The organism is Acinetobacter sp. NIPH 817 (assembly GCF_000368405.1).
Taxonomy (GTDB): Bacteria; Pseudomonadota; Gammaproteobacteria; order Pseudomonadales; family Moraxellaceae; genus Acinetobacter.
On record NZ_KB849420.1, the window covers coordinates 2,450,136 to 2,470,264 of the forward strand.

Annotated in this window: 17 protein-coding genes; 3 read left to right on the plus strand and 14 right to left on the minus strand. The window is 38.1% G+C overall.

Translation table 11 applies throughout. From position 1 onward, the window contains the following. The 5 genes from F968_RS20835 to F968_RS15170 form a co-directional block, all read right to left on the minus strand. On the minus strand, positions 1-644 hold a 644-nt coding region (locus tag F968_RS20835; protein WP_004794376.1), incomplete at its 3' end, for a BapA/Bap/LapF family prefix-like domain-containing protein. A gap of 379 nt (positions 645-1,023) precedes the next feature. Then, positions 1,024-2,220, minus strand: coding sequence for an HlyD family type I secretion periplasmic adaptor subunit (locus tag F968_RS15155; RefSeq protein ID WP_004794377.1), 1,197 nt, complete (start codon positions 2,218-2,220; stop codon positions 1,024-1,026). Next, on the minus strand, positions 2,217-4,355 hold the full coding sequence (locus F968_RS15160; RefSeq protein ID WP_004794379.1) for a type I secretion system permease/ATPase: 2,139 nt from the start codon (positions 4,353-4,355) through the stop codon (positions 2,217-2,219). Before F968_RS15160 ends, F968_RS15155 begins: the two co-directional genes overlap by 4 nt. Beyond that, positions 4,352-5,884 (minus strand): TolC family outer membrane protein, encoded by a 1,533-nt coding sequence (locus F968_RS15165; protein ID WP_004794382.1) that lies wholly within the window; start codon positions 5,882-5,884, stop codon positions 4,352-4,354. Before F968_RS15165 ends, F968_RS15160 begins: the two co-directional genes overlap by 4 nt. A 512-nt stretch (positions 5,885-6,396) precedes the next feature. Continuing rightward, positions 6,397-6,996 carry a TetR/AcrR family transcriptional regulator gene (locus F968_RS15170; protein WP_004794383.1) on the minus strand — a complete coding sequence of 200 codons (600 nt, stop codon included), beginning with the start codon at positions 6,994-6,996 and terminating at the stop codon, positions 6,397-6,399. Between the two features lie 121 nt (positions 6,997-7,117). Here F968_RS15170 and F968_RS15175 point away from each other — a divergent pair, with 121 nt between their 5' ends. Continuing rightward, positions 7,118-7,447, plus strand: coding sequence for a darcynin family protein (locus tag F968_RS15175; RefSeq protein ID WP_004794386.1), 330 nt, complete (start codon positions 7,118-7,120; stop codon positions 7,445-7,447). Positions 7,448-7,649: 202 nt separating this feature from the next. Here the strand turns inward: F968_RS15175 and F968_RS15180 are convergent, their stop codons facing one another. The 6 genes from F968_RS15180 to F968_RS15205 form a co-directional block, all read right to left on the minus strand. Continuing rightward, entirely contained in the window at positions 7,650-8,246 is a 597-nt protein-coding gene (locus F968_RS15180) for a hypothetical protein (protein WP_004794387.1), read from the minus strand. 393 nt (positions 8,247-8,639) lie between these two features. After that, complete coding sequence (locus F968_RS15185; RefSeq protein ID WP_004794388.1) at positions 8,640-9,188, minus strand: TetR/AcrR family transcriptional regulator; 549 nt, start codon at positions 9,186-9,188, stop codon at positions 8,640-8,642. Positions 9,189-9,888: 700 nt separating this feature from the next. After that, positions 9,889-10,380 (minus strand): flavin reductase, encoded by a 492-nt coding sequence (locus F968_RS15190; protein ID WP_004794389.1) that lies wholly within the window; start codon positions 10,378-10,380, stop codon positions 9,889-9,891. A gap of 186 nt (positions 10,381-10,566) precedes the next feature. Then, complete coding sequence (locus tag F968_RS15195; protein ID WP_004703605.1) at positions 10,567-11,610, minus strand: methionine synthase; 1,044 nt, start codon at positions 11,608-11,610, stop codon at positions 10,567-10,569. A gap of 21 nt (positions 11,611-11,631) precedes the next feature. Continuing rightward, a complete protein-coding gene (locus F968_RS15200; RefSeq protein WP_004794390.1) occupies positions 11,632-12,618 on the minus strand; it encodes a DUF1852 domain-containing protein in 987 nt (328 codons plus the stop codon). A 364-nt stretch (positions 12,619-12,982) separates the two neighbouring features. After that, a complete protein-coding gene (locus F968_RS15205) occupies positions 12,983-13,855 on the minus strand; it encodes a LysR family transcriptional regulator (RefSeq protein ID WP_004794391.1) in 873 nt (290 codons plus the stop codon). Positions 13,856-14,111: 256 nt separating this feature from the next. Between F968_RS15205 and F968_RS15210 the strand changes: the two genes are divergently transcribed. Beyond that, positions 14,112-14,720 (plus strand): LysE family translocator, encoded by a 609-nt coding sequence (locus F968_RS15210; protein ID WP_004794392.1) that lies wholly within the window; start codon positions 14,112-14,114, stop codon positions 14,718-14,720. Positions 14,721-14,821: 101 nt separating this feature from the next. Here F968_RS15210 and F968_RS15215 read toward each other — a convergent pair whose 3' ends face one another. Beyond that, positions 14,822-15,847 (minus strand): fatty acid desaturase, encoded by a 1,026-nt coding sequence (locus tag F968_RS15215; RefSeq protein ID WP_081399692.1) that lies wholly within the window; start codon positions 15,845-15,847, stop codon positions 14,822-14,824. Between the two features lie 215 nt (positions 15,848-16,062). Between F968_RS15215 and F968_RS15220 the strand changes: the two genes are divergently transcribed. Then, a complete protein-coding gene (locus tag F968_RS15220; RefSeq protein WP_004794394.1) occupies positions 16,063-17,070 on the plus strand; it encodes an AraC family transcriptional regulator in 1,008 nt (335 codons plus the stop codon). 58 nt (positions 17,071-17,128) lie between these two features. On the opposite strand, the gene F968_RS15225 is transcribed toward F968_RS15220, so the two are convergent. Both F968_RS15225 and F968_RS15230 read right to left on the minus strand, forming a co-directional pair. Continuing rightward, positions 17,129-18,496: an amidohydrolase gene (locus tag F968_RS15225; RefSeq protein ID WP_004794395.1), complete on the minus strand. Its 1,368-nt coding sequence runs from the start codon at positions 18,494-18,496 to the stop codon at positions 17,129-17,131. A 33-nt stretch (positions 18,497-18,529) separates the two neighbouring features. Next, the gene (locus tag F968_RS15230) at positions 18,530-19,915 is read right to left on the minus strand and encodes an outer membrane protein transport protein (RefSeq protein ID WP_004794397.1); all 1,386 of its coding nucleotides are present in this window, start codon (positions 19,913-19,915) and stop codon (positions 18,530-18,532) included. Positions 19,916-20,129: the final 214 nt, after the last annotated feature.

Consider the following 20,129-nt stretch of genomic DNA (forward strand, 5'->3'; position numbering starts at 1 on the left):
TTAACTTCATCGCCATCTTCAAGACCAGGATTCGGTACTGTCCAGCTACCATCTGTGCCTGCAACTACTGTTGCTGTGGTGCCATCAGGGAACGTGACTGTTACTGTTGAACCGGGTTCTGCCGTACCTGTAATCGGGTCTTTGCCGTTAATTAAATCTATAATTGGAGCATCTGGAGCAGTCGTATCTTTTTGTTTTGTGTCATCTGTTTTATCATCGCTATTATGAGCCCACCACAAAATTCCGGCTGCGGTTAGCGGTACAGATAACCATGCCCATGGAGATGCAGCACCGTCGTGATAAAGTAGTGGTTCAATACTATCAAGATAACTATAAGTAATATGTTCTAATAATACGCCATTATTATCAGTAAACTGTACCCACAATAACTTATGATTATCATCTTCGAAAACTAAACTATTATCTGTTGAATAATTACTATCATTAAAGAAATCAACTATTACTATTTGTTCACCATTTTTTAAAGTAATAACTGCATTTCTACCGTCTTGTCTAATTTCAGAAACATCATCTTTATTTACTTTTATTAAAATAACTGATGCTTCAGAAAGAGAGACTGTATCCTTTGTCGTAGTTTCTAAGGTTTCATGACTCTCCTTAGAAACCACCCTTATCTCAGACATATTTCTTCCCCTTCGTAGGATTATTTAATTAAACCAATCCAATTTAGAGCTCTTAAATTTTATTAAATAAGAAGAGCCCAAATTAAGGGATAAATTAGATAAAACAAAGGTCAACCTCAACGCAAAAACTAATTATAAACATGAATTGCATCACAAAAAAAACAGTAAAAATAAGTTTATTTATTAACCGAAATAAAACCAAAATTATTAATTATTATTTTTCAAAGAATTATGATCATATTAAAATATAAATATGCTTTTAATTTTTTTATGTTTTAAAGCACAAACAATAAAAACCACATATTTAAAACAAGATATTATCCTTATTAATAACTATATAGCTTTTAAGCATTTAAAAGCTATATAGTTATATATTTATTTATCTTTCTCTTAATGCTTCTTTCGCTTTATTAAACGGTTTAAGTAAGTAATCCAGTACGGTTTTTTCACCCGTACGAATATCTACTGTTGCCACCATACCCGGTGTAATACCAAAAGCCTTACCTTCTTTATTATAAAGCTTGTCAGAATCAGTTCGGATATAAACACGATAATAGAATTGGTCTTGTTTCACTTCATCACGAATCGTGTCTGGTGAAATAACCGTAACCTTACCTTTTAAACCACCATAAATTGAGTAGTCATAGGCAGTAATCTTAACCAGTGCTTCTTGTCCCGGACGAATAAAGGCAATGTCACGCGGTAAAATACGTGCTTCAATAAGCAGCTGCTCATCAATCGGTACAATGGTCATCAATTTACCGTTTTGCGGAATAACACCACCATGCGTAGTAACCGCAATTTCTTTGACAACACCACGTACCGGTGCTTTAAACACTGCACGATCTAAACTGTCACTACGACCAAGTACAACTTGTTGTTGTGTTTCACTATCCGTATTCGCTTTAGAGAGCTCTTCACGGGCCTGCACATAATATTGGTTCTGCACATCATTCATTTTGTTTTGCAAATCATTTGCTTCACGACGTAAACGTAAAACTTCCACCTCACTTGCCGCACCTTTAGCCACTAACGGTTCCGTCATTGCCAGTTCTTGTTGCACCAGTTGTAAAGCTTGCTTAAAACCTGCGAGTGATTGTTCTAGATTGGCTCTACGAGATACATATAGAGCCGTTTCTTCATGTACAAGTTTTGGTTCTTTCATCACAATGTCGGGAAAAACCAATGGCGTACCATTAACTTCCGCACGCAAACGCGCTGCTGTTGCCTGAGCAGAGATCAGTAAAGATCGAGATTCACCCACATTAGACGCAAAACGGGTTGGATCTAATTGCGCAAGAATTTCGCCCTTTTGAACAATGTCGCCTTCTTGTACATTCAGCTTGGTTAAAATACCGCCCTCTAAAGACTGGATGACCTGCTCTTTAGACGATGGAATCACTTTACCCGTACCAGTAGACACTTCTTCAAGTTTAAATACCCATGCCCAGATAAAGAAAATAACTAAGCCAATCCCCACAATCCAGATTACTAAACTGGCACGTGGTAATGGTGGCTCACTATAAGAGACATTCATTGAACGGGTGAGTTCTTGTTCTTTTTGTGGTTCGCTCATGAATTACCCCCTTGCACTTGTTTTTGTTGGGCTATTGATTGATTAAGGACCTGATCTCTTGGACCATCCATCACGATTTTGCCATCGTTAACCACAATAATACGGTCCACCAGTTCTAAAACAGCTCGGCGGTGAGTCGCAACCACCAAAGTCCGATGTGCCAGCCATCCTTTTAAATGATCAATCAATTGCTTCTCGGCCACATCATCAATGGCTGCTGTTGGTTCGTCTAACAATAAAATGTTAGGTTGACGAATCAATAAACGAGCCAATAACAATGCTTGTTTCTGACCACCCGAGAAACCCACGCCACCTTCTAAAATCAGGTGATCTAGTCCCTCTTTTTTCTCTTGAACAAAACTTAGTGCACCCGTCATGACTAAAACTCGAAAAATTTCTTCATCGGTTGCAAGCGGAGCACCCAAAGTAAGGTTCTCACGAATCGTACCGTAGAAAAGATACGCATTCTGGTTAAGTAAACCCATATCACGACGTACATCAGATGGATCAATTAAAGACAGATCCAGACCATCTAAATGTACTGAACCTTGAATAGGAAATTGCATTCCTGAGAGAAGCTGAAGCAGTGTTGATTTACCCGCCCCATTGCGCCCCAGAATTGCAACTCGTTCACCAGCACGAATTTTTAAGTGGCGAACTGCAAGGCTCGGACGTGGTTCATCCTCACTATATTGGAACAAGACATTTTTTAATTCGTAATCACCATTTAAAGCAGCCTTATGTACCAGATGTGAACGCTCTGGCTGATCAATCGGACGTTGCATAAGTTCATCCAGACTTTGTTTTGCAACTTTCGCCTGCTGTAAACGTCCTAGAACGCCTGTAATCTGTGCAATTGGACCTAACATTCGTGAAGATAAAATTGAACAGGCTACTAATGCACCTGTAGTCATTTCACCATCCATTACGGCAAAACTTCCCACCAAAACAACAAGCGCGTAGGTCAAGCCTTGAATCTTTTGTGTCCATGCCATTAAAGTACCGACAATTTTACGCTGTCTCATACCGATATCGGCTGAAACTTCATTCATGTGGTTCCACTGGTTTTGGAAACGTGATTCAGCACGTAAAAGCTTGATGTCTTCAATACCCTGCACTGCTTCTACTAGAATAGCATTACGAATTGAAGATTCTCTCATACCCTCTTGTGCGAGCTGCGCTAGCTTCTTCTGTGCCAGAATACCCGGCAAAAGCATAAGTGGCACAACCAGCAACATTACCCAAAACAATTTCCCGCCAATAATCGCAAAGATCGTGAGGAACAAGAAAAAGAATGGAAAATCTGCCATCGCAGTAATGGTAGTTGAAGTCACCAGTTCACGAACCCCTTCGAGCTCACGAATCTGGGAAATAAAACTACCGGTAGATTTTGACCGGTCTTTATTTTTAATGCGTAATGCATGGCCAAATACACGGTCAGAAACCCGTAAGTCAGCACGTTTACCAATAATGTCGGACAAATAGACTCTGGCTACCCGTAAGGTAAACTCAAAAATAGCTGCAATCAGTACACCACCAGCCAGTACCCACAAGGTTGGAACAGACTGTGATGGAACAACACGGTCATAGACTTGCATTGAGAAAACAATAGTCGCCAGTGCCAGTACATTGGCAATGAGTGAGGCAAACATAATATCAACGTAGCGCTTCCAGTCTCTAAGTACAATTGACCAGAACCAGCTTGCTTCATAGGGTTTGATATATTCGTCAATACGTGCATCGGGAATAGAGGTTTCAGGACGCAAGATATAAATATTTTTGAGCGTATCTTTTAAAGCACCTAAAGACACGTTCTGTGAAAGTCCCTGATCCCCACTAAATTGAATACTGACATTTCCTTGAGTATCAGCTTTATCAACAACACCGACCTGACCGTCGTTAAACTCGACCATAACAGGTAGGCGCCACGGATTCAGTACGTCTAAAGAAAAAGGTACTTTACGTAAATTGAGACCAACCTGACGTGTAATGAGCTGTAAAACATCATCAAGATTTTGATTCTGGTTCCAGTCAAGTTGTAAACGGATTCTTTCTTCTGAAGGCTCAATTCGATAATGTTTAGCAATCGTTAAGACCGACTGTAACCAGGGCTGGTAGTTTATTTTTGTCATCATGGTTGTACTTCGAACCCCTGAATTGAAATATTATTTAAGCCATAGGCTTGGCGGGAACGTCCTGTTGCCGAAATGTACTGAACAATACTGTTGTAGATGTCATAACGTGCCGACTCAAGTTCTGAATTAGCACTATGAATGGCCTGTTCTGCATTCAATAAATCAACCAGTGAACGTGTCCCGAGCTTGTACTGCTCTTGATAAAGTTCACGTGTACGAACCGTTGTGGCTTGACGATTGGTCAACACCTGCATTTGACGTTGTTTATTTTCAATTTGTTCACGGCTCGTTCTGATCTGGTCCAGAACATCCATATAAACTGAATTGACCTGAGATTTAGCGGCTTCTTCTGCATAACTCGCCATTTTTACCTGAGAAGAAACGGCTCCACCTTGATAAAACTGACTGCTAGCTTCAAGCATGACGGAACTATATAAACCGTCATCTTTATCATTGTTTGGGTTTCGACCATTAATGGCCTGACTTAAGGAACCTTTGACTGACAAAGTTGGATAACGTGTTAAACGGGTCTGTTCCTTTTGTGCCTTGGCAACTTCAACACCCGCTTGCGCTGCGATCATTTTTGGGATGGTATTAAATTCAGGCTCACTATAGAGACCAGATTGCTTCACCAAATCATCAGGAATGACCCATACCTTATTAAAAACATCGACTCCTACCAGAGTTCTTAGATGTTGCTGGTATTGTCGTAATAAAGATTGTTGAGCAATTAGTGTTGATTGTGCAGATTCTAAATATGTTTGTGCCTGAACCGGATCAGCTTGGCTGCTAATACCGGCATTTGCACGTAAATTCGCAATATCCTGAATACGTTGAATACCCGCAATTTGCTGCTCGGCGATTTTATTTAATTGAAGGTAGCGCTGAATATTGACAATCGACTGTGCAACATCAAGTGCAATATCATCAATGCTGACCAGCACATTGGCCTGCTCGACTAGTACTTTGGCACGCTGAACCGATACACCTGATTTGACTTTGCCAAAATCAAAAAGCATTTGAGTCGCGGATAAAGTGAGTAATTGTCTTCCCCGCTCACCACTACTCAAGTCACCTGTAGTAATTCCACCTGAAAGCTGTGGATAATAACCAGCCTTAGCATAATCAATACCTGCGTTTTGGCTCGCTAAAGTGGAGATGGCTTGAGAAATATTGGGGTTTCGTTGAAGTGCATATTGAATCGCATCAATTAAACTTACTTGATTGTTCCACATAGCAGTGGAAGTCGGTAAATAGTTCCCTTCATTTCCTAGCCGTTGAAATTGGTTTTGATCAAATCCTAGATTACTTAATTTTTGAAAATCAACAGATCGGTAGCTTTCATCTGGCGTGGGCTTAAAGAGTTGAGAAACTTTTTTTGTTAAGCTTTTTCCCGAGTTAACAGACGTGGTCTCTGCCTTTGTGATTGATATTGATATACTAGAAGCAATACAAAAATATAAAAAAAACTTCGTACCTGATCTGATTATAAATTGGAAATCATTGTGGGAAAAAGGTAATTTACTCATTAGAAGATCTAATCTCTTGAAATATTGTAAAACAATCTAAAACTCAGTTAAAAACTATCAAAAATATTAAATTCCACAGTTTAAATAAATAATTTCCAGAATAATTTTCTTTTAAAAAAAATAAAGTTAAAAATGATTAATTTTCAACACCAACAACTAAATATTTATTTTTCCTATAATTTAATTTATAAAATTAAGTTTTAAACATATATATTTAAAACCAATCAAAATTCCACAAAAAACAATAAAATTCAAAAAGTAGAAGAAATAAATTCCATAAAAAAAACCTACCTCTTGGGGAAGTGGTAGGCTATAAACTCTAATATATACACATCTTTAAAAATATATTATTTATTTAGATTCATCAATAATGATTAATTTAAAAAAATTAAAAACATATGATTAAAAACATATAAAATTAACAAAATCTTTTCTATTTATTTTTACAGCACAATACATGTGCTCTAACAGCGGTTTCTTTATATCTAAATATTTATAAAAATATGTGATCTTTAAGTCAAATCTAAATAACCAAATACAGCTTTTTCAACTCGCTGCTGTAAATCATTTAAATCGCTTTCCCCTGCTATACCTGCTGCATTAATCATTCCTTTACTTAAGGCAATTACATCTTGTGCGGCTGTCTGTGCAGGTGAAATGCCAGAGCGTATAAACAGATCAGAAATTATGGTTTCAAGTTCGTGTTGAAGTTCACTTTCCTCAAGGTCTTTTCCAATGATTTCAGAAGCAAATTCAAGAGTTCGTGCCAACTGTGGACGGTTCAATTGATGTTGTACAGCAACATGTATGATCAGTTTTAGTTTTTCTTTTAAGTCTGTGGCGTCAGTTTGCTGTATGGCTTCAACTATACGATTTGAAAGCTCAGCCCGCTCACGTCGAATTAACTCGACGATTAAAGCATCTTTAGATGGAAAGTATTGATATAAGCTACCAATGCTTACGCCAGCAAGCTCAGCCACGGCATTTGTGTTAAATCCAGCAAAGCCTAGCGACTCTAAAATGCGAGCAGCCGCCTCTAAAATAGCTTCAAAGGTAGCCACTGAGCGTGCTTGACGCGGGCGTTTACGTGGGTCTGGAAGTGTTTCTGACATGAGCCGAAATGCGAGTATGTAATGTGAGTAATCACTCATATACTGACTGAGTCATGTTGATATGACAAGCAAATGCTGTCTTTTCAATTCAACTAAAACTTGACTCACCCATGGAGTAGTTATGTCCAGAACCTATACTTTTTTTATTCATTTAAGAGCTTTGCCTACTTGGTTGGCGTTACCTCGAGAAAAGCGGGCTGAGTTTAGTGCACAAAAGCTTGACCCAATTTTTGAGAAGTACCCAACTGTAAAAGTTCGATGGTATGACGTTGAAGCGTTTAGCGCTAAAGCGAGTGATATTGCTGTGTTTGAGACGGCATCTCTTCAAGATTATTATTTTGTGATTGATGCGATTCGAGACTCTGAATTTTGTACAGTACCTTACTTTGAGTTTGTACAGATTATTCCTACAATTGAAGATGGATATGTGGAGTATGAAAGTTCTTTATAAACCCTATTAATCCAGTTAATTACACACAATTATTAGATATTAATTTTAACTAGTTAAGGGAGATTTTAAATTTATAAATTTCAAAAAATTAATTCATTTTTATAAATTATAAAAATGAATATTTACTCAATAAATAAGACCATCACCTAAAAAGTGATGACCTTATTATTAACACACTGCGCACATTTAAAAAATATTCACTTCAAAACCAGTGTAAAATCCATGTCTTAATACCATTAAAAGTACTAACAATAGAATCCCAAGCCACTTTTATCCATTCAACAATATTTTTAACGATACTAACAATATAATCAACTATCTTGGTAAATAAATCATTGATTAACTCATTAATTTTCTGTGCTGCAATTAAGATAAGATTTCTGGCTGCTGGGAAATCGTTACCGATCTTTTCTGCTTCATCAAACATTTTATCAATATTATCACTTGCTTTCTTCTTAGCATCCTCTCTAATTTTGTTAAGTTCATCTTTAAATTTTGAATTTCCAGCAGTAGAGTTATTATCTTTCAATCCCTTAGCAGATTTTTTTAATTTTTCTTCGATAGTTGAAGCAGTATTACTAGCTAAATCTTTTGCTTGGTTTTGTAAATCATCCAATCTACTTTGAACAGGATTATCTGCCAATTCACTAGCATCAGCGACAAGATACTTATTCGTTGCTTCCATTAAACCCAAAGAATCCTCAATTAAATTAGGATAATATGGTATTGCTACACCAGTATTAATATTATTCTGGTAGTGATCGCGCATTTCCTTTAGAACATCTACGAAGTTTGTCATATATTATTCCTATAATAATACTTTTTAATAATTAGTAAGATATTTATTATGATTGGAAATTTATTTTAAACTTTACTATTATGATTAGTATAAAATACTTTCTCATCACAACATTGACGAGATTAACACAACAACCTTACAAGTAAATAACTATTCAACATTAATTACAAATAAAAAACAATAAAGTTATTATTAAATAAAAATTAAAAGCCACTCAAATATAATTACAAAAACAGTGTAAATAAAACTTTTTTGATTAGCTATTTTAAATATTAAAATAATCTAAAAAATTTATTAATATCTTAATCTGGCAATCACTTCTGAACACTCTAAATATAGTTTTCATTATTCCCCTCTCTTTTTAAATGGGTTCATCTAGTAACTCATTTAATATCATCTCCCCCAAAACCTCTCCAACACCACGTCCCTTTCATCCAAACAATTAGAGCTTAAAACCTGTAGCATCAAGCCATCAATTAGGTTTAAAACCATGTTTGCATCGGGATTAAATGCAGTGCTTTCCAGACTAAAGACCAAATCAAAAAGCTCTCGAAGTAGCCATTTTCGATATTCAACAGCCATACGGTAAGCCGTTGGATAAAGCTGTTTTATTTCAAAAATAGCCTTAAACAAAAGGTGGTAAAGGCTATTTACATCAACATGTAAACGGACAATTTCTTTAAGTTTATCGCTTGGTTTTGGGTAGCGGTGTGAGTAGACAATTGCCAGCACTTCTTCTTTCAGTCGGCTTTTTTGAAAGCTTATGCATGTTTCAACCAGCTTCTCTTTTGAGTGAAAGTAGTTATAAAGCGTGGCTTTGGGAATTTTAGTTTCTTTGGCAATGAGGTCTACGCCCGTATTGTGAAATCCATAGAGATTAAATAGATCTATTGCGGTATGGAGTGCTTTTAATTTTTTTGAAGCCGTTTCTAAAGTTGGCATATTTTTACCATTATAAAAATAAGTTGTTATGTCTGGCTGAGATAAAAAGCCTATGCCCTTTCTGGGAGAAAAAAAGGCACAGCAAAGCCGTAAGACGGTGCTTGGCACATCTCAAGTTTTATTGTTGATATAAGTTTTTAGCCGTAATGACTTAAAGTCTGAAAAGCGGTTAAGCCTTCAAACTGTTTAAAGATGAATTAAGTGGTGTCGTTATAGCTTTTGGCAATGAGTGCCAAGAAATGATGGATGTGCATAGCCAACTCCTGATTTTGGGAGTTCTGCCAAAGCATTCATTTGGAATTATGGTGGCAGAACGAGAAAGGGTTGACAGACTGGTGAAAGATTTAACCAGCACACCCGAAGGTGTCCCTCTCCCGTCCTACCGCTACGGGAGGAGACGAGGAGTTTACGCATAAGACTATTCCTCAGAAGGAATAACTCTGATGCGATCTTTCATTCAGCCTGTCAAAGCTGGCTGGCAATGTAGGCCAGCACGCAAAGCATAATCTGAGAGTTTAGAGGTGTCAATGTAGCTTTTATGACAAGTATTTAAATTTATTATTATTTTTCATTAGATTAACTTAATTATTGTTTTAGATATTATATTCAATTATATTTTTATTTTAAACAAAAGCGATCCATGCTTATTCATTTCTATCTTTTAACTTTTTAATGTGCGAATACACAACGGAAAGTCGGTTTAGACAATCTCGGTCTGCCCCACTTGGTGATAAGCACGATTAAAATAAACCAAGCTTTGGTCATGCTGGCTTTGTTTAATCGCAACAATCGGACAAATCAGAATAGTGTGTGTGCCGACTTGTTGAATTTGTTCAATCTCACAATCGAAACTCACCAAAGCATCATCTAACACAGGTGAACCTGTTTCTAACTCAATCCATTCGCCATGTTTAAAGCGTTCTTCTGGTGTGAGTTTAGATGAAAATGCTTTTGAAATATGTTCGTGGTGTGCGCCTAAAACATTCACAGTTAAGATTTTGTTATCTAGGAAATGTGCATGTGAGCTCGCAGATTGGTTCATACACACCAATAATGTTGGAGGTGTGTCAGTCACACTACAAACAGCAGAGGCAGTGAATCCAAAACGGCCAGACATGCCTGCCGTAGTCACAACACTAACCGCACTTGTGAGTAAAGACATTGCATTTCTAAAGTCTGTTGCTTGAACCATGACATTATTCCTAAATTGAATCGTACCTTGTCCTGAGTGTTTGCTATACCGCCCAACTCCATCAGGAAGGACTTTATCGACATGAGTCCTGATTAGAACTACATGTAGTAAGTAAAATGAGGGTTACTTGTTTGATTATCAACTGCCATCAAAAAAGTAACCCTTTATACCACTTATTGGTAAATATTAAGCAGTAAGATCAAAACCAGTAAGTTCTCTGCGAACGATTTCTGCACCTGCCGTTAAAGCATTTAACTTGCCGCGTGCCACTTCACGTGAAAGAGGCGCCATACCGCAGTTTGTGCAAGGGTAAAGCTTGTCGGCATCTACAAACTGAAGTGCTTTACGAAGTGTGTTAGCCACTTCTTCTGGAGTTTCAATCTGGTTAGATGCTACATCAATTGCACCGACCATGACTTTTTTACCGCGAATGAGTTCGAGTAAATCGATAGGCACATGTGAGTTGTGACATTCTAACGAGATAATATCGATGTTAGATTTTTGCAGTTTCGGGAAAGCTTCTTCGTATTGGCGCCATTCTGAACCGAGTGTCTTTTTCCAGTCAGTGTTAGCTTTAATGCCGTAACCATAGCAAATGTGAACCGCAGTTTCACATTTTAGACCTTCAATTGCACGCTCTAAAGTCGCAACGCCCCAGTCATTTACTTCATCAAAGAAGACGTTAAATGCAGGTTCGTCAAACTGAATGATGTCTACACCAGCAGCTTCTAACTCACGCGCTTCTTGGTTCAAGATTTTAGCAAATTCCCAAGCAAGTTTTTCACGGCTCTTGTAGTGACCATCGTAAAGCGTATCAATCATGGTCATTGGGCCAGGTAATGCCCACTTAATTGGTTGATCAGTTTGCTGACGTAAAAACTTCGCATCTTCAACAAACACAGGCTTTTGACGAGACACCGCACCCACTACAGACGGTACGCTTGCATCGTAACGGTCACGAATACGAACAGTTTCGCGCTTCTCAAAATCTACGCCATTTAAATGTTCGATAAACGTAGTCACAAAGTGTTGGCGGGTTTGTTCACCATCGCTCACAATGTCGATGCCAGCAAGGCGCTGTTCGTGCAACGCTAAACGTAAAGCGTCTTTTTTACCTTCAAGCAGACCTTCGTTTTCGAGTTTCCAAGGCGACCAAAGCTTTTCAGGTTCTGCAAGCCAAGACGGTTTAGGTAAGCTGCCAGCAGTTGAAGTTGGTAATAATTTTTTCATGATCAATGACCTATATGTTGATTAATTAAGAGCGTAATTAGCAGACCACTGCTCAAGAATCGCTTGGTATGGTTTGATAAATTGCTCTTCAACAAACTTCCCTTGCTCAATAGCGAGGCGGCTACGTTCTTCACGGTCATACACAATTCGAGTAAGTGAGTAATCTTCGTTCTTTAAGCTTGGCTGATAAGATTTTCCAGCCACTGAATTTGCGTTATAAATTTCAGGACGGTAAATCTTTTGGAACGATTCCATGGTGCTGATAGTGCTGATCAACTCAAGGTTGGTGTAATCACTCAGCAAATCACCAGTAAAATAGAACGCCAAAGGTGCAGCACTGTTTTTCGGCATGAAATAGCGAACTTTTAAGCCCATTTTTTGGAAATATTCATCAGTGAGTGAATAGTCTTCTTGCTTGTATTCAACACCTAAAACAGGATGTTCGTTTTCAGTGCGGTGGTACACTTTAGTGGTTGAAACACTTAAGCAAATCACTGGCGCTTTTTTAAAGTTTGCTCTGTAAGTTTCAGAGTTAATAAAGCTCTTAAATAAGTTACCGTGCAATTCACCAAATTTCTCTGGTGTGCTAAAAGTAGACTTGTTTTTGTTGTGATCTAACAACAGCACACTAAAGTCATAGTCACGTACATAAGACGAGAAGTTATTGCCTACAATGCCTTCGATGCGTTCATTGGTCTTTTTATCAACAATATTGGTTTTCAATATTTCGATTAAAGGAAGCCCGCTTGCACGGTTTTCGGCATCGATATTCATTTCAACTGAAATGATTTCAAGTTCAACGCCGTAGCGGTCGCCTTTAGGGTTGTCCCAATGAGCTAAGGCATTAAAACGATTGTCGATCATCTGTAAGGTGTTGCGCAGATTCTCTTCACGGCTCATCCCTCTCGCTAAGTTAGCAAAGTTGGTTGTAATACGCGTATTGTCTGCTGGACGATAGTTTTCATCGAAACAAATACTCTTAATCGTAAATGTAAATTCTTTACTCATTTTGATCAGTACCCTAATTTCTGAGATAAACCTAAAAATCTTTTGCTCTTTTTAAACTTTCCAGCCTTGTCAGATTTGTGCCTTATGGTCTTATCAAAAGTGAATTACTGGAACGCTTCAGAGCGTGAATAGATTTATACCGCAATCACAACATGAATAAAAATGATTTAGTCTCATTCAAAACTGAGTGAAATTCATGTTTATGGTTTAATAAAGAAGTACGAAGTTAAATATTTTTCATCTTTGGGAATTTTAGACAGCAGAAATTCAATATACGGCGCTCACACTGCACCTTAATAAATCTAAATATTTATTACTACATTCAATAACTTAAGTCATGTAACTTTAGATAAAATGGCTAGACTTAAAGTAATTTATGCTGACTTTCATTCATCTCTGCTTTTAGCCATTCTAAAAATATGGTTTTACGTGAATCTTCCTCAAAAGCACTATGAGAAAGTAAAAAATAGGCTGAATTATCTTGAACAACTGGTGAATTTTTTTGCAGTAAGTTCCACTCAAGCTCTTTTTCTATCATATAAATTGAGATGGCTGTAGCTCCGAGTCCAGCCAAGCAGCCTTCTAAACATAGATAAAAATGTTCAAGTTCAACTTTGGTGTAGCCTTTCAAACTTTGCTTTAACTCAGTAATGCGGCTAATACTTTTAAAAAAATTTGGTCTAGAAGTCGAAATGAGTACGTCATTGGTTTCCGATGGCTTGGTTGCTTGAACTAGAGCGATATATTCATCAGCAATCTTTTCGCTATAGATATGCTCTCCCCAATCAAAGTCATTTCGGCGAATTGCGATATCAATATTATCTTTTTCAAAATCGACCACCCCGCCGGCTGTGAGTAGTACAACCTCAAAATCATGCCCGAGCTTTTTAAATTTTGATAACCGCGGAATGAGCCACTTCATGGAAAGAGTCGGTTCACACGACAAGACCAGTTGCTTGTTGTGGGTTTTAGGCTGGCTTAACTCTATTAAACATTCATCGAGTTGACCAAAAACTTGATGGCAACAACTCAATAAAATTTCGCCCTGCTCAGTCATCACAAGTGTTTTATTTTTCCGATCAAACAAAGTGGTATTTAAAGACTCTTCTAAATTATAAATTTGCTTACTGACCGCACTTTGCGTCACAAATAATTTCTTTGCAGCTAAAGTGACGCTGCCATACTTCGCCACAAAATAGAAAAATTTTAGTGAATTCAGCGATATTCTTTCGATCATTCCAAAAACTCATAGATGTATAGTCGTTTTTATCGATTTTTATTTGTAGGTTTCTGTTCAAAAATAAAAATCATCTTGATTAAACACCATTTTAGATGATGAAAAATATATTGAATATCTATATCTATTTTCTTAAACCTCAAGCTCCTACATTCTTCGCGAAAAGAATAGCAACTATAGGTAGTTCTTCCGCCCTCTTATATACATTCCAAAAACTACAGATGAACTCCCTCGTTTTCAGTGAGGGTACAAGATAATGGCAGAGTTTATTGCGGTTATTCTCATTACGATTTTGGCGGTGATTAGCCCCGGCGCTGACTTCGCGATTGTGACCAAAAATAGTTATCTTTACGGCAGAAAAATAGGTGTGTTCACTTCACTAGGCATATCGCTTGGCGTGTTAGTGCATGTGACTTATACGTTAGTCGCCGTTGCCTTTGTGATGATTTATACGCCACAAATTTTGAATATTGTTAAGTATATTGGCGCGCTTTACCTGATCTATATTGGCTATAAAACTTTTATTCAAAAACCAGTTTTAGACTCTGCTGCTTTAAATTCTATAGGTACTTTGCAAGCGATAAAATACGGCTTTTTTACCAATGCCCTCAACCCTAAAACCACACTATTTGTAATTAGTATCTATACGCAAATTGTGAGTTTAACTACACCTAAATCGATTCTTTTGGCTTATGGCTTTTTTATGTCTTTTGCCCATTTCGTATGGTTTTCACTGGTGGCTGTACTGTTTTCATCCATGCTATTGAGGCAAAAAATGTTAGCCAAGCAAGTGCAAATTAATAAAGTGATTGGCTCAATTTTATGTGCATTAGGTGTGATTTTGCTTTTTACTAAGTTTCAGTAGAGCTAGTTATTTTTTAAGAAACTATATAGTGAGTTTATGATTAATAGACCAAGTTCTTTATAGAGAACTCAGTCTATTTGAGTGAGATAAAAAGCTATGTTTTAACTTTTTGACTCTGATAAATCATTTACGTTCCAACGGTTTGCTCTTTTAAAAGTTCCGACATCGTTAAACCGCACCCCCATATCACGCATGACTTTATGGGCAACAGGCGCGGTCATTTGGCGAATGTAGAATGGTTCTTTCACCACAAAATGATGGATTGCATGTGTTGAACCAAAGTTAAAGCAAAACAGTTGGAACGGCATCATCCACCACGGTGTTAATACTTGAGTTTGTTGAATGACATTACCCAATTCAACGTCACCGTAGTAATGCATATTGCTGGTCACAAAGTGCAAACAGAAGGTACGCAGTACATTTGGAGCAACCCAAACAACAGTCAAAATATTAACCACATACATGATATTTAAAGTGGTAGCTGACCAAGCAATCGGTGCATTCGCCCAACCTGCAACAGCATCAACCGCATGAAAACCTAAGAAGATATACCACAGCGACCAATGAATAATCCCTAGCGGGAAATAAGCCATAAATGCACGTTTAAAAATTACTTTTCTAACCGTCCAATTGCTTGCAGAAATAATACGGAACAAGACCGCCAAGCCGTTATCACCAATCGCGATGAGACGACGTATACTCCACTGCTCTCCATTGGTTAAAGCTCTTTCTTCTAAATCAACTTCGGTGCCTGAGTTTTTATGATGGTTAAAATGCAGCTCACGGCGTTTCCACGGGTTAATGGTACTTGGTCGAGCTAACCAGACTAAGCCCATCATTAAATGATGTGCCCATGGTTTCTTTCTAAAATACATCCAGTGAATCAGGTCATGCTCTAACTCATGGGTGAGAGATGCAAAAAAAGCAATAATCGGAATTGCAAACCAAGCTGAAAGTTGATGATTTATATAGAGCACGGCAGTCGCTATCATGCCGACCAAAGATATAAATAGAATCATCGCCCCAATGGCATTTTGATGGTTCAAAATAGGGTGGCGTTTGCGTAAAGCCACGCCTTCTGCTGTTACTACTTTTTTAATATGTTCGGTTTTTTCGCTATCGGTCATTCCGGCAGGATTTTTATAAATATAGGTCATCCGTTATTCCTCAGTTTTTCATGCCTCTACTTTATGTAGATCACCCTAAGTGTGCTTAGCTCGAAACGCCAATCTATTGGCTATGGATGCCAAAATAAAAAGATTCAAAATAAACAAAAGATTTTTTAGTTTTGAATCTTTTATACTGTTCCGAGGAATATGAATCACAAGTTATAGGACATAACATGCCACAGACAGCAACGGCACTGGCTAGCTGGGTGAAAGCGATTCAAAAAGCGCTCGAAAAAGCCGGTGTTGATAGTCAACCTTTATTAGAACAAGCAGGTTTAGATATTCAGGCTCTGAGTAATCCTGATGCACGATATTCATTAAAACAAACAGCAAATTTATGGAAATTAGCAGTTCAGAAAACTCAAGATTCATGTTTTGGCCTTAAAGTTGCCAGCCAAGTCAATCAAAATACTTTTCATGTGTTAGGGCATTCACTGATTACTAGCACTACTCTAAAAGAGATGTTTCTAAGAATTATTCGTTATTTTCGTGTGGTTACGGATATTCCAGAGCTAGAGTTTTATGGGCAAGGAAATAACCATTATTTCGTTATTCATGTTCCCGATGAAGTTCAGCCCGAATCAATAGATGCATTTATTTCCGTTTTTATTCGCTCAAGTCGTGCCTTACAAGGATCTGTTTTTTCTCCCTTACGCATTGAACTTAGACGTTCAGAGCCCGAAGATTTAGAAACATTCCAGAGTATTTTAAAAGCTCCGATCGTCTTTAATGCAGCCAAAGATATGATTGTGTTTGACACGGCAACGATAGAACAGCCACTAGAAGGTGCAAACCCTACCCTCACCCAAGAATATGATGAGATTATTAATCGTTATCTGGCTCGGTTTGATAAAGAGAATATATTGGCACGAGTGAAAGTAAAATTAATCGAAAAATTATCTACAGGTGATTTTCAACAACAAGACGTTGCGAAAAGTCTGGGCTTAAGTATACGGAGTCTGCAACGCAAACTTTCTGCCGAAAATACCTCTTATAGTGAGTTACTGGATCAGACTCGGCACGAACTTGCGTTGTCGTATATTAAAAACTCAAGCCATAATATTACTGAGATTGCTTATATTCTTGGCTTTACAGATGTCAGTAGTTTTACCCGTGCGTTTCGTCGCTGGACCAATTTATCACCCGTCCACTATCGAGAAAAACATCTGGCTTGCTCTTAATTTTTTAAAACTTTAAGCAAAAAAAGATGCATATGAATGCATCTTTTTTATGGTCAATTTACTTTTTAGTGAGCAGCTCTAACATAGAAACAGTTGTGACTTTGGCTCCCACTGGTAAGGCCTTTAAGTCCACAATGTAGTTAGGACTATGTGGAATATAAGGCACGGGTTTGCCTTGTTTTACTGCATTGGCAAATACAACTGGGTCCGCCACACCAATAAACATAAAGTTAAAAGGAATATCTTTTTGGTCACCTAAGAGGTGATGAACATCTTCTGACCCCATAAATGGAGGAAAGTCAGTTAAGACGTGTTGATCCCCTAACAATACTTTTAACGGCCCATTTAAACGCGCGGAAAACTCTTTGTTATTAATGACTGGGTTGGTCGAACCTTTGAGCGTTAAAGTAGGTAATTGGTCTTTACCCATCCCCTGCATTTCGGCCGCACCCTCACTCATGAGCTTAATATTATTTAACATGGTTTCACGCACTTTCGGGTCAAACCAGCGCATATTCATTTTGACTAACGCAGTTGAAGGAATCACGTTATTTGAGTTTCCAGCTTGAACTGACCCAATAGATAAAGCAGCGGGTTGCTGAGTATTCACTGCGTTACCCATAATGGTTTGATATTGGGTAATGGCATTGGCCGCCATACTAATCGGGTTCTTGGTTAAATATGGAAGTGACCCATGTCCGCCCACCCCTTTAAATAGAATATCAAGTTGATCGGTTCCTGCCATTCGTGGACCGGGTGCGTTAATTACCGTCCCCACAGGTGCAGGAGTAGTATGCACTGCAAAGAAATAATCAGGTTTTGGTAAGTTATATTTGGTCCATAAACCATCGCTCACCATAGCTTTTGCACCTGTTACGGGTTCTTCAGCAGGTTGCGCGACTAAAATAATAGTTCCGCTCCATTCCTTTTTTAGAGCAACTAGGGTTTTTGCCATACTCAGCATCCATGTAACATGGGCATCATGACCACACATATGTGCTACAGGTGTTTCGGTTCCATCGTCGAGTTTTACCCTTACTTTACTTGCGTATGGTAAACCCGTGGCTTCTTGAACTGTATTGGCATCCATGTCTGCACGGTACATGACCGTTGGTCCATCACCGTTTTTTAAAATGCTGACCACGCCTGTTTTGGCTATTCCCGTTTTAACGTCAAAACCTAATGACTTAAGTTCTTTGGCCACAATGGCAGAAGTACGCGTTTCCATAAACCCAAGTTCAGGGTGTTCATGAATGTCTTTATAGACCTTGCTTAACCATTCTGTTTGGCCATCAATAATAGTTAACGCTTTTTGCGAAACCGCTGGCAAAGTTGTTGGACTTGCTTCCGCATGAAGGAGAGTTCCATAACCTGCAATGAAAGTCGACAAACCTAAAAATAGACTGTTTTTGATGATTTTATTCATATAGTAAAAACCTTATAAATGTATGATTTAATTTTAAAATTTATATCCAATTTTTAAGCCATAGCTGACTGAGTGATTATCCTTAAACTCACCCATATAATAGTCACTACCCGCCTGTGCGCCAAGCTGAGCTTTTGCATCGCCTAACCAGTAATACTTCACGCCACCTGAAATAAAATATTGCGATGTCGGGCTATATTGAGCACCCACGCCTAAGTTGTAATACCCTTTGCTTGGCCCACCCGTCGAGACCTTATCACCTGCTCCCGAGTCCCAACCTACCGTTACAGAACCTAACCATTTTGGAGAAAAACGTTGTCCAACCCCTAAATTTAGAGACCATTGATCATCGTAATAACGAACCAAGTTAAAACCTTCCGGACGGCTTGGCGTTGATAGTACGCCAACAACTTTTGAGATTTCACCAAAGCGATAAGGTTGTAGAGCGAGATCACTCCAATTTACCCAGCGCACACTCCCGAACAGTAACGTTCCCTGACGAAGTCCAGTCTGGAACTCCAAATTCACTGAATCTGGAGATTTAAATTTGGTTGTACCGGTATCTTCTTGTTTTGGCAAATTGGCAATAATCTGATTTAAGTAAGCTTTCTTTTGTGAAGTCATCTGGCCAATAGAAATCATATAGTCTAAATGCTGATTAACTAAATCACGACCTTGTTGAGTGCTTAACATATCAATGAGTGGGGCATTTTCAGTCGCGTTTACTTTATGAGTAATGGCTGAACGGTAGGTTAATGAGATTTTCACAGCTTTTTCCGGAATCTGGTAGGCAAGCCCTGCTAACCATCCCAAGTCACCTACAGTTTTGGTGTGAAAGTCATAGCCGTTGTAAAGACTAAATACATTACCTCTTAGTTCGACCTGACTTTTAAAAGTCTGATAAACAGGCCCAGCATAAAGATTCCAATTTTTTGTGGGTTGATACCCCAAAATAAAGCTTAAATTTTGTATATCAAATTCTGATTTTGCATTTCCTGTAGGCGCTTGACCAGAAGTAGCATTTGCAAGGGTGGTAGTCGTAATACTGGGAAGCATAGCTGTATCTTTCGGTGTGGCGACAAAGCCATTTAGGCCTGAATATTCAGTGTCGGCACCAAAAGGCTGGTCGTAAAGCAGGCCAAAGGAATACTGAGGTGCCAACTGTAGTTTTAACGCTGCTGTAGGTCGATAATCTGTGTTGGCGATATCTGAAATTGAATGATGTGACGAGTTTGTGCCTGACTCTACACCACTTAAATCGGCATCTGTGATTCCTAAACTTGCCTCAAAATAGTTACCCAGTTGTAAAAATGCCGATATGGATTGTCCTGTTTTATCAAACGCAGCCGCATGTAAGGTGCTTGTGCAAATTGAAGTTATTCCTAAGATCAATATTTTTTTATTCACAACAAAACTCATGGATCCATCCTGGATATTTTTTATTTTGATTCCTCACTTTATGTAGATTTGAATGCTTCTGCTTAGCTCCAAACGCCAATGATTTGACCGTAGATGCCATATTGAAAAATTAGGGTTTGTGTAGCTGCAATCAGAACATCTTTTTTTTATTAACCATAAAAATTGATTGAACTTTTAAGATAGAGAGTGATTTTTTAAGAAACTTTTATATTTT